The organism is Cognatiluteimonas weifangensis, assembly GCF_003416885.1.
Classification (GTDB): Bacteria; Pseudomonadota; Gammaproteobacteria; order Xanthomonadales; family Xanthomonadaceae; genus Cognatiluteimonas; species Cognatiluteimonas weifangensis.
Map to the genome: position 1 here is coordinate 141,668 of NZ_QVPD01000005.1, position 13,190 is coordinate 154,857.

Genomic DNA, 13,190 nt, shown 5'->3' on the forward strand with positions numbered 1-13,190 from the left:
CCGGGAAGGAAAAAGCCGCCGGGGATGCCGACGGCTTTTTCCGATTTCAAAGCAGAACCCGGCCGATATCAGTTGGCCGGGGTCTCGGCCGGAGCTTCCTCGGCCGGAGCTTCGGCCGGAGCAGCGGCGTCGGCCGGAGCAGCGGCGTCGGCGGCGGCATCAGCCTCGCCCATGGCGTCGGCGGAGGTGCCGGCGGCATCGGCGGCGGCGGCGGCGGCGTCGGCCGAAGCCTGGGCAGCGTCCGCAGCGGCGTCGGTGGTGGCGGCAGCAGCGTCGGCCGCTTCGGTGGCGGCGGTGGCGGCTTCGGCAGCCGAATCCTCGGCCTGCTGCTGGTTGGTGCACGCGGCCAGGGCCAGGCCCATGGCCAGGGCGAGCAGCGCCTTATTGATGATCATGATCGGTGTTTCCTCGTCGTTGAGTTTGGCAACGCGCAACTGCGCGCCTATAACATGATGACAAGCCCGTGTCGCCTGTCAAGCGGTTGGCCGCAATTTTTTTGTAAAGCCGTTTTTAACGACCCTGTGTTCACGCCATCTCGACGGCGACTGCGGTGGCTTCGCCGCCACCGATGCACAGGGAGGCCACCCCCCGCTTGCCGCCGCGCGCCTGCAGGGCATGCAGCAGGGTCACCAGCAGGCGCGCGCCGCTGGCGCCGATCGGGTGGCCCAGGGCGACCGCGCCGCCGTTGACGTTGAGCCTGTCGTGGGCGATGCCCAGGTCGGTCATCGGCGCCATCGCCACGCAGGAGAAGGCCTCGTTGATCTCGAACAGGTCGACGTCGGCCACGGTCCAGCCGGCCTTGTCCAGCACGTTGCGGATCGCCGAGACCGGTGCGGTGGTGAACCACTCCGGCGCCTGCGAGTGGGTGGCATGGGCCACGATCCGCGCCAGCGGCTTCAGGCCGCGGCGCTCGGCCTCGTCGGCGGCCATCAGTACGGTGGCCGCGGCGCCGTCGGAAATCTTGGAGGACGAGGCTGCGGTCAGCACGCCGTCCTTGCCGAAGGCGGCGCGCAGGCCGGGGATCCTGGCGACGTCGATCTTGCCCGGCTCCTCGTCCTGGTCGACCACCACTTCGCCCTTGCGGCTCTTGACCGTGACCGGGACGATCTCGGCGGCGAACGCGCCGGACGCCTGCGCGGCCTGCGCGCGCTTGACGCTCTCGGCCGAGTACGCGTCCAGCGCGGCGCGGTCGTAACCGTACTTGGCGCAGGCCATGTCGCCGAACACGCCCATCGCCTTGCCGTCGTAGGGGTTGGTCAGGCCGTCCCAGGCCATGTGGTCGAGGAATTCGGCGCTGCCGTAGCGGATGCCGGTGCGCGAACCGTTGAGCAGGTGCGGGGCGTTGGTCATCGACTCCATGCCGCCGGCGACGACCACCCTGGCCGAGCCGGCCTTGATGATGTCGTGCGCCAGCATCACCGCCTTCATGCCCGAGCCGCAGACCTTGTTGATGGTGGTGCAGCCGGCCGACGCCGGGATCTGCGCGCCCAGCGAGGCCTGCCGCGCCGGCGCCTGGCCCAGGCCGGCCGGCAGCACGCAGCCCATGATCACCTCGTCGACCTGGTCCGGCGCCAGGTTGGCATGGGCCAGGGCGCCGGCGATGGCGGCGGTGCCCAGCACCGGCGTCGGCACGCCGGTGTACTGGCCCAGGAAGGAACCGATGGCGGTGCGCTTGGCGCCGACGATGACGATGTCGGTCATGGGGGACTCCGTGATGGGGCGGCGCGGAGAGCGCCGGAAAGACCCCGATTATCGCACCTCCGCCGTGCACCCGAGGAGCTTGCATAATGGGCCGGGTGCGCAGCGGTTCCGCGGGGGCGGATGGCGCACGGGGATGTCCGGGGAATGCCTCAGCACGATCGCCTGTCGAACTCGTCCGCACTGTCCGCGCTGGCGTGCGCCATCGCCCTTGCGCTGTCCGCCTGCGGCGGCGGCGGTTCCAACGTCCGTGCAGCGCCGCCACCGGCCCCGCCGGCCGCTCCCGGTATCGGCTTTACCCCCACTGTCGCCACCGACAGCTCGCTGACCCAGGCGAACCCGCCCGCGGTGCCCTCGCGGGGCGCGCCGGTGACGTTCTCCAGCCCGAGCCTGAGCGGGCACCTGATCCTGACCAACGCGGCCGGTGCGCTGGGTGCGGGCCTGAAGGGCAAGGGCGTGACCATTGGTCTGGTGGACTCGGGCGTCAACCGCAACCACCCGACGCTGTCCGGGCGCGTGACCCGCAATTTCGTGCATGTCGATCCGGATGCCAACGACCTGAGCGTCGACGACAAGATCGGCCACGGCACCATCGTCGCCTCGCTCGCGGCCGGCAAGCCGGCCATCGGCAACTACCTCAATCCCGACGGCAGCAACTCCGGGCAGACCGGGCAATGGGGCGGCGGCGTCGCGCAGGAGGCCACCATCGTGTCCTCGCGCATCATCGGCGACACGCCGCCGGTGGACGACGGCTCCGGCCAAGGCAACGAAATCGGCGCGGGCCAGGGCTATGGCGACTTCTTCAAGGCCATCAACGCGGAGCTGGCCGACGCCGGCGCGAAGATCATCAACAACTCCTGGGGCGGCCTGTACTGGAACGACCCCGCGCTGACCACCGAGCTGGCCAACGCCTGGAAGGATTTCGTGGTCGCCCGCGGCGGCATCATCGTGTTCGCCAACGGCAACGCCGGCGAGGACCCGGCCCTGCGGCTGGAGCCGTCCGACAACGCGCGCCTGCCCACGCTGGCGAACGACGCGCAGCTGGAAAGCGGCTGGCTGACGGTCGGCGCGCTGGATCCGGACAACCCGACCCAGCTGACCAGCTATTCGCAGGAATGCGGGTCGGCGATGAATTACTGCCTGGTGGCACCGGGCAACGTGGTGTTCATCGATCCCGACGCGACCTCGCAGGCGACCAGCGGGCTGTACCGCGGCGGCGGCACCTCGTTCGCCGCGCCGCAGGTGGCGGGTGCGGCCGCGGTCGTGTGGTCGGCATTCCCCTATTTCGACAACGACCTGGTGCGGCAGACGATCCTCGGCGCCGCCAAGGACCTCGGCGAGTTCGGCGTGGACCCGGTGTTCGGCTGGGGCCTGCTGGACGTGACCAAGGCCGCGAACGGACCCAGCAAATTCGCCTGGGGCGACGTCAGCGTGTCGTTCAGCGGGACATCGGTTTGGCGCAACCAGATCAGCGGCGACGGCGGGCTGGTCAAGTCCGGCCCCGGCACGCTGATCCTGACCCAGATCGGCGGATACCTTGGCGATACCCGCGTGCTTGAGGGTGGCCTCTACCTCAGTGGCGGCGCCGGGTTCTCGGACATCTTCGTCAGCCAGGGGGCTACGGTGTGGTCCGGGGGCTTCGCAATGGCCCTGCAGAACGACGGCACCTATCTCGCCGGCGCATCGGGAACGGTGGGCGCACGCAGCTTCACCCAGGGCGCGACCGGCAACCTCGGCGTGTGGCTGGGCAACACCTTCCTCGTGACCGGGCCGGCCGCACTGGACGGCCAGGTCAGCGTCCTCGGCGTCAAGCAGGGCTACGTCACCGCGTCGAGGGAAACGCTGCTCAACGCGCATTCGATCAGCGGCACCTTCGACAGCCTGAAGGCGGCGCCGAACGTGTTTCTCGACGCGTCGCTGAGCTACGACCCGAACAACGTCTTTCTCGACATCAAGCGCATCGATGTCACCAAGGCGGTGGCCGGCATGGGGCTGTCCGGCATCACCATGGCGTCGGCAGAGCGGGTCGAGACGGCAATGGGCGCCATCGACAGTCAGCTCGCCGGCATCGCGCCAGCCGGCATCGACGGCGCCTTCATCGATGCCGCGGGCGCCCTGCAGCATTCGACCAGCGTGGCCAATGCCGACCTGTCGCTGCGCAGCCTGTCGGGGCAGTTGCATGCGGCCTCCTCGGCCCTGACCTTCGACAGCATCGACGCCACGCGCCGCGCGCTGGACGCGCGCGTCGAGCGGCTGGGCACGAGTCGGCATGCCGCCGGCGGCTGGTACCGCGACCTCGCCACCAGCGGCACCCTGGCGCAAGCCGGATACGACGGCGTGGCGCTTGATGCCCAGGGCGAGATGATCGGCAACGACTGGCGCGCGGCGGGCGGCGATGCGGTCTTCGGCCTCGCCATGAGCCGGGTGCGGCAGGCCAACTGGCTGGGCGCCTTCGGCGACCGCAGCCGAGGCGAGCAGCGCGAGGTCCAGCTGTACGCTGCCGGCTGGCACGGCGACTGGTACGGCCAGGCGCAGCTGGCGCTGGGCGGGTTCGACCGCCAGATGCAGCGCAACCTGCTGCTGGGCGCGCGCCAGGACACGGTGGCGACGACCCTGTTGGGCCGCTACCAGAGCGCATTCGCCGAGGTCGGGCGCCGCTTCGACGTCGCCGGCGTGGCGCTGAGTCCCTATGCCGGCAGCCAGTACGCGCAGATCGACAATGCTGGCTTCGCCGAGCGCGGCGAGACCGGCTTCGGCCTGCGCGCGGACGCCTGGAACAGCCGCCGCTGGCAGGGCTTCGCGGGCCTGCGTGCGCAACGCGGCTGGCGCCTGGGCGGCGTCGACTTGCGCGCCGACACGCGCGCGGAATGGCAACGGACACTGGCCTCGCAGGGCGAACTGTTCCAGGCCAGCTTCACCGGCCTGTCGCAATGGGCGCCGGTGCAGGGCATCGGCCTGGCCGAGCACGGCGTCACCTTCGGTGCCGGCCTGTCGGCGCTGTTCGGCGACGACGCGCTGCTGCGCCTCGATGCCGTCCGTCGTTCCAGCCCGCTGGGCGGCAACAACACCGTCTCGCTGCAGGGCTTCTATCGCTTTTGACGCGTGACGGCGGAGCCTGCGGTGCGGCCGCATGCCGCACCGCGGCGAACCGCTCAAGGCCGCAATGGCAGCAGGTACAGGCTGCGGCCGCGGCCGCTTCCGCCCGTTGGCCGGAAACCCTGCGCCAGGAACAACGCGGGCACCCCGGTCCAGGCGAACGCGCCGGCCAGACGTTCGCCGGCCGCCACCGCCTGCGGATAGGCCTCGAGTTCGCGCGCGCCTTGTCTCCGGGCGAAGGCCACCGCGGCCGCGACCAGGGCCGTGGCCACGCCGCGGCCGCGCCAGCGCGCGGGCACGTACAGGCAGTTGAGCGACCAGGTGCCCGCGTCCCAGTCGCGCTGCAGCGCCTTGCTGCGTTCGATCCGGGGGAAGTCCGCGCGCGGGCCGACCGCGCACCAGCCCACCGGCTGGTCGTCGGCGAAGGCCAGCACGCCCGAGGCCTCGCCGGCTTCCACCAGGGCGCGGAACGCGGCGCGGTTCGGCGCGCCCTTGGCCGCCTCCCAGGTCTTGCCGCCCATCGGCACCCGCCACCACATGCACCAGCAGCCGCCGCAGGCGCCGTTGTCGCCGAACAGGGCCGCGATCAGCGGCCAGTCGTCGCGGCGCAACGGTCGCGTGTCGATGGCTGGCTGGCCGCTCGCCCGCATCGCCTCGGCCGTCGCCTCAGGCGCGCCCTTCGAACAGCTCGCGGCCGATCAGCATGCGCCGGATTTCGTTGGTGCCGGCGCCGATGGCGTAGAGCTTGGCGTCGCGCAGGATGCGGCCGGTGTCGAACTCGTTGATGTAGCCGTTGCCGCCCAGCGTCTGGATCGCCTCCAGGCCGACCTGCACCGCGGCCTCGCTGGCGTGCAGCAGGCAGGCGGCCGCGTCCACCCGCGACTTGTGCCCGGCGTCGTAGTCGCGCGCCACCTGGTAGGCGAAGGCGCGCGAGGACTGCAGCGCGGTATACATGTCGGCGAGCTTGGCCTGCATCAGCTCGAAGGTGCCGATGGGCGCGTCGAACTGCCGGCGTTCGCGCACGTAGGACAGGGCGATGTCGAGCGCCGCCTGCATCAGCCCGAGCGGGCCGCCGCTGAGCACCAGGCGCTCGGTGTTGAGGCCCGACATCAGCACCCGGACGCCCTGGTGCACTTCGCCCAGCACGTTCCCGGCCGGGATCGCGCAATCCTCGAACACCAGCTCGCAGGTGTTGGAGCCGCGCATGCCGAGCTTGTCGAGCTTCTGCGCGGTGGAAAAGCCGGGCATGCCCTTTTCGACGATGAAGGCGGTCATGCACTTGCTGCCGGCGTCCTTGCCGGCGGTGCGCATGTACACCACCAGCACGTCGGCCTCGGGGCCGTTGGTGATCCACATCTTGTTGCCGTTGGCGATCCAGACGCCGTCGCGCAGCTCGGCGCGGCAGGCCATCGAACCGACGACGTCCGAGCCCGCGCCGGGTTCGCTCATCGCCAGCGCGCCCTTCCACTCGCCCGAACACAGCTTCGGCAGGTACTTCGCGCGCTGCGCCTCGTTGCCGTTGGCGTACAGGTTGTTGACGCACAGGTTGGAGTGCGCGCCGTAGCTCAGGCCGACCGAACCGGAAGCGCGCGAGATTTCCTCCATCGCCACCAGGTGGGCGAGGTAGCCCATGCCGCTGCCGCCGTACTCGCCCGGCACCGTCATCCCCAGCAGGCCCAGCTCGCCGAGCTTGGGCCACAGGTCCTGCGGGAAGGCGTTGTCGCGGTCGATCGCCGCCGCGCGCGGCGCGATCTCGGCCGCGGCGAAACGGCGGACCGCCTCGCGCAGCGCATCGATGTCCTCACCCAGCGGAAAAGCGCGCATTCTCGCTCCGTGCGTTGTCGCCGACGGCGCGACGGGGCCGTGGCCCCGTCGCTGCGGCTCAGTGACCGCCGCGGATGCGGCCCTGGAAACGCGGCGAGGTCCGGCCCAGCGGCAGCTTCAGCTTGCCCATGACCTGGATCCGCTCCTCGGCCATGCGGTCGGCGGCCTTGTAGGTCGGGATGCTGTCGCGCTCGGCGATCTCGAAGATGCGCGCCAGGTTGTGGTAGATCGTGCGCATCATCCGCATCGCGCGCTCGCGGTTGTAACCGGTGATCTCCAGGGCGACGTTCATCACCCCGCCGGCGTTCACCGCGTAGTCCGGCGCGTACAGGATGCCGCGCTTCTCGACTTCGTCGCCGACCGCATCGCTGGACAGCTGGTTGTTGGCCGAACCGCAGATCACCCGGGCCTTGAGGCGCGGCAGGGTCTGCTCGTTGACGGTGCCGCCCAGTGCGCACGGCGAGTACACGTCGGCCGGCACGTCGTAGATCTCGTCCGGGGCCACGGCCTCGGCGCCGTACTCGCCGACCGCCTTCTCGACCAGGCCCTTGTTGATGTCGGTGACGAAGATCTTGGCGCCGCGCTCCTTCAGCAGCTTCACGTATTCCATGCCGACGTGGCCCAGGCCCTGCACGGCGTAGCTGTACTTGCCGACTTCCTCGTCGCCGAACTTCTTGTTGAGCGCCGCCATCAGGCCCTGCAGCGCGCCGTAGGCGGTGAACGGCGACGGATCGCCCGAGCCGCCGTGCACCTGGTGCACGCCGGTGACGTATTCGGTCTCGCGGAACACCAGCTCCATGTCGTTGACGTCGATGCCCACGTCCTCGGCGGTGATGTAGCGGCCGCCCAACGAGTCCACGAAGCGGCCGAAGGCGCGGAACAGCGCCTCGGACTTGTCCTTGGCCGGGTCGCCGATGATCACCGCCTTGCCGCCGCCGATGTCCAGCCCGGCGACCGCGTTCTTGTAGGTCATGCCGCGCGACAGCCGCAGCACGTCGTTGAGCGCGTCGGCCTCGGTCTTGTACGGCCACATGCGGGTGCCGCCCAGCGCCGGCCCGAGCACGGTGTTGTGGATCGCGATGATGGCCTTCAGGCCGGCATCCTTGTTGTGGCAGAACACGACCTGCTCGTGGCCGAAGGTGTCGAGGGTTTCAAAAATCATCACGTGCTCCAGAACGCCGGCGGCCGGATCGCGCATCGCGAGCGACGCCAACAATGTTTGGTAAGTCTTTGATTAAGCGGAAGTCTACGGCGTGACGGGCGCTCTCTCCCGACCGCAGCCGCCGTATTTTACGCGCCTGCGCCGGCAAAAGCCCGTACCCGACGGTTCGGAAACCGGTACGGAGACCCTTACTGCAGGACGCAGCCAGGCTACGGACTGGCATTAGGGGGTTGCGCTTATCCTAAGTCGTCGCTGCAAACAAACTCCCCATCCAGGCGTGCCGGATCGGCAGGCTGTCGGAGCAATCTCCCGAATGTCGACCCCAATTTCGCAATCCGACGACCTGCTGCGCTGGCATGAGGCCCAACGCCTGTTCGCCGCCGGGCAATCGGACGCCGCCGCCGCGATCTACCGCCAGTTGTTCCACAACCGACAACTCGCGCCTGCCGCGCACCTGCAGCTGTCGCTGCTGGCCGGAACCAAGAGGCGATATCGCGACGCAGTGGACGAGGCAATGGCCGCGTTCGAGACCCGCATCGCCGAGCCGGATCTGTTGCAGGGCCTGGCCAGGCGGCTGGCGTATCTGGGCGAGTCGCAGGCGATGCTGACCTGCGCCAGCGACCCGTCCATATTGCGCGGCAGCAATGTGCCGGTGCTGGCCGAACTGGGCAGGATGCTGGCCAACGCCTATTTCCCGGACGATGCCCTGCAATTGCTCGAAGGCGCCCGTGCCCGTGGTTTCCGCAATCCGACCCTGGACTACCTCATCGGTTTGTGCCGGATGTATGCCGGCGACGACGAGGTGGCCGAGCGCGAGCTGGAGTCCAGCCTGCGCGGCAACCCCGATTCGGTGCCGGCGCTGCGTGCGCTGACCAGGTTGCGGCGCCGCCCGGGCGATGGCGATGGCTGCGTCGAGCGACTGCAAGCGGTGCTGGGACGCATCGGCAAGGAGCACGCAGACGCCCCAATGCTGCTGTACGCGCTGTTCGCCGAACTCGACCGCCGCGACGAGATCGAGCCCGCCTGGCAGGTGCTGGCCGAGGGCATGCGCCTGCGCCGCAGCCAGGTCCGCTACGACAGCGCTGCCGAACAGGCGCTGTTCGACTACCTCGGCGCGCTGAAACCGGCACCGACCCGGGGCCACGTCGATGACGGCCCGCGGCCGGTGTTCATCGTCGGCATGCCGCGTTCGGGCACCACCCTGCTGGAACGCATCCTCGGCAACCACCCCGAGGTCGCCGACGCCGGCGAGCTGCGCGACCTGGTGCGGCAGCTGCGCTGGATGTGCGATCTCGGCGGCGCGTCCCACCTGGACCTGCCGCTGGCGCAGCGCGCCGAGGCCATCGATTTCGCCGAGCTCGGCCGCCGCTACCTGGCGCACACGCAATGGCGCGCGCGCGGCCGCGCCGTGTACACCGACAAGATGCCGCCCAACTTCCTCAACGTGTCCTACATCGCCCGCGCCCTGCCGCAGGCGCGGATCCTGCACATGGTGCGCGGGCCGATGGACACCTGCTTCTCCAACCTCAAGGAATGGTTCGCCGGCGCCTATCCGCACAGCTACGACCAGACCGAAATGGCCGACCACTACCGCCGCTACCGCACGTTGATGGCGCACTGGCGCGCGCTGTATCCGGGGCGGATCCTGGATGTGCGCTACGACGAGCTGGTCACCGAGCCGGAGAAGGTCGTGCGCGAGGTGCTGGCGTTCTGCGACCTGCCCTGGCACGAGGGCATGACGGCGATCGAGGAGCGCACCGGCACCGTCGCCACCGCCAGCGCCGCGCAGGTGCGCGAGCCGATCCACCAGCGGTTCCTGGAGCAGTGGCGGCGCTACGAAAACCATCTCGGCCCGCTGCGCGAACGCCTCGGCGCGCTCGCTTACTGACTGCCCCACCGCGCGCTGCGGCTGTCCGTCACCGCGGCGGCAAGCGCGCGCGAAGCGCGGCGGCGAGCGCCGTCAATCCCGCGCGGATTGCGTCCACCTCGATCGCGCCGTAGCCGAAGACCACGGCCGGCCGCGGCAGGGGCGCCAGCGCGTACTCCGCGCAGGACTGCGCCCCCGGCGCGTGCTCGCGCAGCAGCCCGAGCAGGGCGGCCTCCTGTGCCGGATCGCGCAGCTGCGCCGCCAGGTGCAGGCCCGCTTCCGACGGGATCGGCAGCAGCCACGGCGACAGCGCGGCCAGTCCCTCGAGCAGCGCAGCGCGCCGCGCCGCGTACAGCGCCTGCATCCGGCGCACGTGGCGGGCGAGGTGGCCGTCGCGGATGAAGGCGGCCAGCACCGCCTGGGTCGGCGCATCGCTGTGCGCGTCGGCGCAGTGCTTGGCGGCGGCCAGCGGCGCGCGCGCCCACGCCGGGGCCACCACGAAGCCCTTGCGCAGCGCCGGGAACAGGCTCTTGGAGAAGGTGCCGACATAGAAGACCCGGCCTTCGCGGTCGAGCGTCTGCAGCGCGTCCAGCGGCCGCCCGCCGAAGCGGAACTCGCCGTCGTAGTCGTCCTCGATCACCACGGCGTTGCGCTCGCGCGCGAACGCCAGCAGCGCCATCCGCCGCCGCTGCGACAGCACGGTGCCGGTCGGCGACTGGTGCGAGGGAGTCACGCTCACCACCCGCACGTCGTCGGGCAGGCGCGCGACGACCAGGCCTTCCCCGTCCACCGGCACCGGCACCAGCCGCGCCCCGGCCGCCGCGAAGGCCGCGCGCAGCGGCGGATAGCCCGGCTCTTCGACCGCGACGCGGGTCGTTCCCGGCGTCACCAGCAGGCGCGCGAGCAGGTCGAACGCCTGCTGCGCGCCCGAGGTCACGACCACCGCGTCGGCGTCGCAGGCGACGGCACGCGCGAAAGCCACGTGCCCCGCGATCGCCGCGCGCAGCTCCGGCAGACCCTCGGACGGCGGATAGGCGAATGGCTGCCGCGCCAATTGCCTCAGCGCCCGCGCGGTGAGCCGCCGCCACAGCGCGTGCGGGAAATGGCGATGGTCCGGCACGCCGAGCCGGAAGTCCGGCCTGGCGGCGGGCGGCAGGGCGCCGGCGGCGTGGAACGGCGTGCGCCAGAACGGGGCCAGGCGGTGCTCCCCGCCCGCGGGCGGCGGCGTCGGCCCGTGCCGCGCGGGCAGCGTGGCGACCACCGGCCGCGCGCGGCGCCGCGGCAGCACGTAGCCTTCGGCGACCAGCAGGTCGTAGGCGGTGGCGACGGTGTTGCGGGCCACGCCGAGGTCGGCGGCCAGCGCCCGGGTCGAGGGCAGCGGGGTGCCCGTCGCCAGCCGGCCATCGAGGATGGCGGCCCGCAACTGCCGGTGCAGGTGCCGGCTGCGGCCGGCGCCTGCGGGCAAGGTCAGCGGAACGGACAGGACTGGCTCCACATTTCCTCCGGAAACTGGTCCAAACAGGGGGCCAGATTACGCGCACCCTGTCGCTCCGCACACCGTCTCCGGAGCCCCCATGCTGGACGTCTATCTCGCCGCCACCCCCAACGGCCTCAAGCCGCGCCTGTTCCTGGAAGAACTGGCGGACCTCGGCGCGCCGCTGCCGCACCGCCTGCTCCCCGTGCGCCTGTCGGCCGGCGAGCAGCAGGCGCCGGCGTTCCTCGCCATCTCCCCCAACGGCAAGATCCCGGCGATCGTCGACCACGCGCCCGCCGACGGCGGCGCGCCGCTGTCGCTGTTCGAATCCGGCGCGATCCTGCAGTACCTCGCGGACAAGACCGGGCGACTGCTGCCGGCGGCGCCGCGCGCGCGCTGGGACGTGCTGCAGTGGCTGACCTGGCAGGTGGCCGGGCTCGGGCCGATGGCCGGCCAGGCCGGCTGGTTCCGCGTGCATTCCCCGCAGCGCGACGACTACGCCGCCGAGCGCTACGTGCGCGAGACGCGCCGCCTGTACGGCGTGCTCGACCGGCGCCTGGCCGGTCGCGACGTCATCGCCGGCGACGCGTATTCGATCGCCGACATCGCCTGCTGGCCGTGGGTGCTCTCGCACGCGGGTCACGGGCAGGCGCTGGACGAGTTCCCGGCGCTCGCACGCTGGTTCCGCGCCGTCGGCCGGCGCCCCGCCACGCAGCGCGCCCTGGTCGGCTACGCGGATCCCTACGCACGCGTCCGGCACCCGTCGGCGAGGGAGGTGACGGCATGAGCAGCGCCTGGATCTGCGCCACCTGCGGCACCCAGTACGCGCCGTCCGCAACGCCGCCCGCGGCCTGCCGGATCTGCGAGGACGAACGCCAGTACGTCGGCTGGAACGGGCAGCAATGGACGACGATGGCCGAACTGGCGGCGCGCCATCGCCTGCGCCTGGGCGACGACGACGGCGTGTTCGGCCTGGCCATCGCCGGCGGCTTCGCCATCCCGCAGCGGGCCGTGCACCTGCGCACGGACGCCGGCAACATCCTGTGGGAGTGCCTCAGCCTGGTGACCGACGAGGCGGTCGCGGCGCTGCGCGCGCGCGGCGGGGTCGACCGCATCGTCATTTCGCATCCGCACTTCTACAGCGCGATGGTGGAGTGGAGCGAGGCGCTCGGCGGCGCGGAAATCCTGCTGCACGAGGCGGACCGCGCTTGGGTGCTGCGCGGCTCCGGCCGGGTCCGCTTCTGGTCGGGCACGCGCCTGCGCTTGTCCGACGACGTCACCCTGCTCAACGTCGGTGGGCACTTCCCCGGCAGCACCGCGCTGCACTGGCGCGCGGGTCCGCGGCCGGGCGGGGCGCTGTTCCCGGGCGACGCGCCGCAGGTGGCGCAGGACCGCCGCCACGTCGCCTTCATGTACAGCTACCCGAACCACATCCCGATGCCGCCGACGGACGTGCGGCGCATGCGGGTGCTGCTGGAGGGCCTGGCGTTCGAAGACGTGTACGGCTACAGCTGGGGGCGCAACATCCTCGGCGGCGGGCGCGCGGCGGTGGATGCCTCGTTCGCGCGCTACCTGCAGCAGGTGGCGGCATGAACGGCCTGCCGCAGACCGGGCCCGGGCGGATGCCGGCGCACACGTTGGCCCTGGACGCGCTGCCGTGGATCCCGGCGGCGACGCCCGGCAAGTGGGCCAAGCCGCTGCGTTTCCTCGGCGAGCGCGGCTTCGTCGAGCTGCTGCGCATGACTCCGGGCACGCTCATGCCGCTGCATCGCCACACCGGCGAGGTGCACGTGTACCAGCTCGCGGGCCGGCGGCGGCTGGGCAGCGGCGAGCTGCTCGGCCCGGGCGACTACGTGTTCGAGCCGGCCGGCAACGTGGACTGGTGGCAGGCGGTGGGCGACGAGGACCTGCTGGCGCTGGCCGTGGTCATGGGCACGGTGGAGTTTCTCGGCCCCGGCGGCGAGGTCCGTTCCCGCGCCGACGTGCGGACGCAGCGCGCCGACTACGCGCGCCACTGCCGCGCGCACGGACTGCTGCCGCAGGACCTGTCGGAGCGCTGACCCGGCCGC

The 13,190-nt window shown here is 71.4% G+C and carries 11 protein-coding genes; 5 read left to right on the forward strand and 6 right to left on the reverse strand.

The features are described 5' to 3' along the window. Positions 1 to 68: 68 nt before the first annotated feature. Together D0Y53_RS06695 and D0Y53_RS06700 are read right to left on the reverse strand one after the other, a co-directional pair. Positions 69 to 395, reverse strand: coding sequence for a hypothetical protein (locus tag D0Y53_RS06695; protein ID WP_117202433.1), 327 nt, complete (start codon positions 393 to 395; stop codon positions 69 to 71). 130 nt (positions 396 to 525) lie between these two features. Beyond that, positions 526 to 1,701: a thiolase family protein gene (locus D0Y53_RS06700; RefSeq protein ID WP_117202434.1), complete on the reverse strand. Its 1,176-nt coding sequence runs from the start codon at positions 1,699 to 1,701 to the stop codon at positions 526 to 528. 144 nt (positions 1,702 to 1,845) lie between these two features. Between D0Y53_RS06700 and D0Y53_RS06705 the strand changes: the two genes are divergently transcribed. Continuing rightward, complete coding sequence (locus D0Y53_RS06705; RefSeq protein ID WP_158550596.1) at positions 1,846 to 4,797, forward strand: autotransporter serine protease; 2,952 nt, start codon at positions 1,846 to 1,848, stop codon at positions 4,795 to 4,797. 53 nt (positions 4,798 to 4,850) lie between these two features. On the opposite strand, the gene D0Y53_RS06710 is transcribed toward D0Y53_RS06705, so the two are convergent. The 3 genes from D0Y53_RS06710 to D0Y53_RS06720 are packed head-to-tail and all read right to left on the reverse strand — an operon-like array spanning position 4,851 to position 7,780. Next, entirely contained in the window at positions 4,851 to 5,444 is a 594-nt protein-coding gene (locus D0Y53_RS06710) for a GNAT family N-acetyltransferase (protein WP_117202436.1), read from the reverse strand. 16 nt (positions 5,445 to 5,460) lie between these two features. After that, entirely contained in the window at positions 5,461 to 6,618 is a 1,158-nt protein-coding gene (locus D0Y53_RS06715; protein WP_117202437.1) for an acyl-CoA dehydrogenase family protein, read from the reverse strand. A gap of 58 nt (positions 6,619 to 6,676) precedes the next feature. Next, complete coding sequence (locus D0Y53_RS06720) at positions 6,677 to 7,780, reverse strand: Glu/Leu/Phe/Val dehydrogenase dimerization domain-containing protein (RefSeq protein WP_117202543.1); 1,104 nt, start codon at positions 7,778 to 7,780, stop codon at positions 6,677 to 6,679. A 313-nt stretch (positions 7,781 to 8,093) separates the two neighbouring features. Here D0Y53_RS06720 and D0Y53_RS06725 point away from each other — a divergent pair, with 313 nt between their 5' ends. Beyond that, the gene (locus D0Y53_RS06725) at positions 8,094 to 9,668 is read left to right on the forward strand and encodes a tetratricopeptide repeat-containing sulfotransferase family protein (RefSeq protein WP_117202438.1); all 1,575 of its coding nucleotides are present in this window, start codon (positions 8,094 to 8,096) and stop codon (positions 9,666 to 9,668) included. A gap of 28 nt (positions 9,669 to 9,696) precedes the next feature. Here D0Y53_RS06725 and pdxR read toward each other — a convergent pair whose 3' ends face one another. Beyond that, complete coding sequence (gene pdxR / locus D0Y53_RS06730; protein ID WP_233511689.1) at positions 9,697 to 11,112, reverse strand: MocR-like pyridoxine biosynthesis transcription factor PdxR; 1,416 nt, start codon at positions 11,110 to 11,112, stop codon at positions 9,697 to 9,699. A gap of 109 nt (positions 11,113 to 11,221) precedes the next feature. On the opposite strand from pdxR, the gene D0Y53_RS06735 reads away from it, so the two are divergent. From D0Y53_RS06735 to D0Y53_RS06745, 3 genes are read left to right on the forward strand one after another with little or no spacing between them, the layout of a single operon-like run. Beyond that, positions 11,222 to 11,908 (forward strand): glutathione binding-like protein, encoded by a 687-nt coding sequence (locus D0Y53_RS06735; protein ID WP_117202440.1) that lies wholly within the window; start codon positions 11,222 to 11,224, stop codon positions 11,906 to 11,908. Continuing rightward, complete coding sequence (locus D0Y53_RS06740; protein WP_117202441.1) at positions 11,905 to 12,714, forward strand: MBL fold metallo-hydrolase; 810 nt, start codon at positions 11,905 to 11,907, stop codon at positions 12,712 to 12,714. Before D0Y53_RS06735 ends, D0Y53_RS06740 begins: the two co-directional genes overlap by 4 nt. Next, positions 12,711 to 13,181, forward strand: a complete 471-nt coding sequence (locus tag D0Y53_RS06745; protein ID WP_117202442.1) for a cupin domain-containing protein — start codon at positions 12,711 to 12,713, stop codon at positions 13,179 to 13,181. Before D0Y53_RS06740 ends, D0Y53_RS06745 begins: the two co-directional genes overlap by 4 nt. The last annotated feature ends 9 nt before the right edge of the window (positions 13,182 to 13,190 follow it).

Excerpts from the sequence above, each read along its gene's own strand:
- D0Y53_RS06695 (WP_117202433.1), bottom strand. The coding sequence starts at position 395 with ATGATCATCAATAAGGCGCTGCTCGCCCTGGCCATGGGCCTGGCCCTG.
- D0Y53_RS06700 (WP_117202434.1), bottom strand. The coding sequence starts at position 1,701 with ATGACCGACATCGTCATCGTCGGCGCCAAGCGCACCGCCATCGGTTCC.
- D0Y53_RS06705 (WP_158550596.1), top strand. The coding sequence starts at position 1,846 with ATGCCTCAGCACGATCGCCTGTCGAACTCGTCCGCACTGTCCGCGCTG.
- D0Y53_RS06710 (WP_117202436.1), bottom strand. The coding sequence starts at position 5,444 with ATGCGGGCGAGCGGCCAGCCAGCCATCGACACGCGACCGTTGCGCCGC.
- D0Y53_RS06715 (WP_117202437.1), bottom strand. The coding sequence starts at position 6,618 with ATGCGCGCTTTTCCGCTGGGTGAGGACATCGATGCGCTGCGCGAGGCG.
- D0Y53_RS06720 (WP_117202543.1), bottom strand. The coding sequence starts at position 7,780 with ATGATTTTTGAAACCCTCGACACCTTCGGCCACGAGCAGGTCGTGTTC.
- D0Y53_RS06725 (WP_117202438.1), top strand. The coding sequence starts at position 8,094 with ATGTCGACCCCAATTTCGCAATCCGACGACCTGCTGCGCTGGCATGAG.
- D0Y53_RS06735 (WP_117202440.1), top strand. The coding sequence starts at position 11,222 with ATGCTGGACGTCTATCTCGCCGCCACCCCCAACGGCCTCAAGCCGCGC.
- D0Y53_RS06740 (WP_117202441.1), top strand. The coding sequence starts at position 11,905 with ATGAGCAGCGCCTGGATCTGCGCCACCTGCGGCACCCAGTACGCGCCG.
- D0Y53_RS06745 (WP_117202442.1), top strand. The coding sequence starts at position 12,711 with ATGAACGGCCTGCCGCAGACCGGGCCCGGGCGGATGCCGGCGCACACG.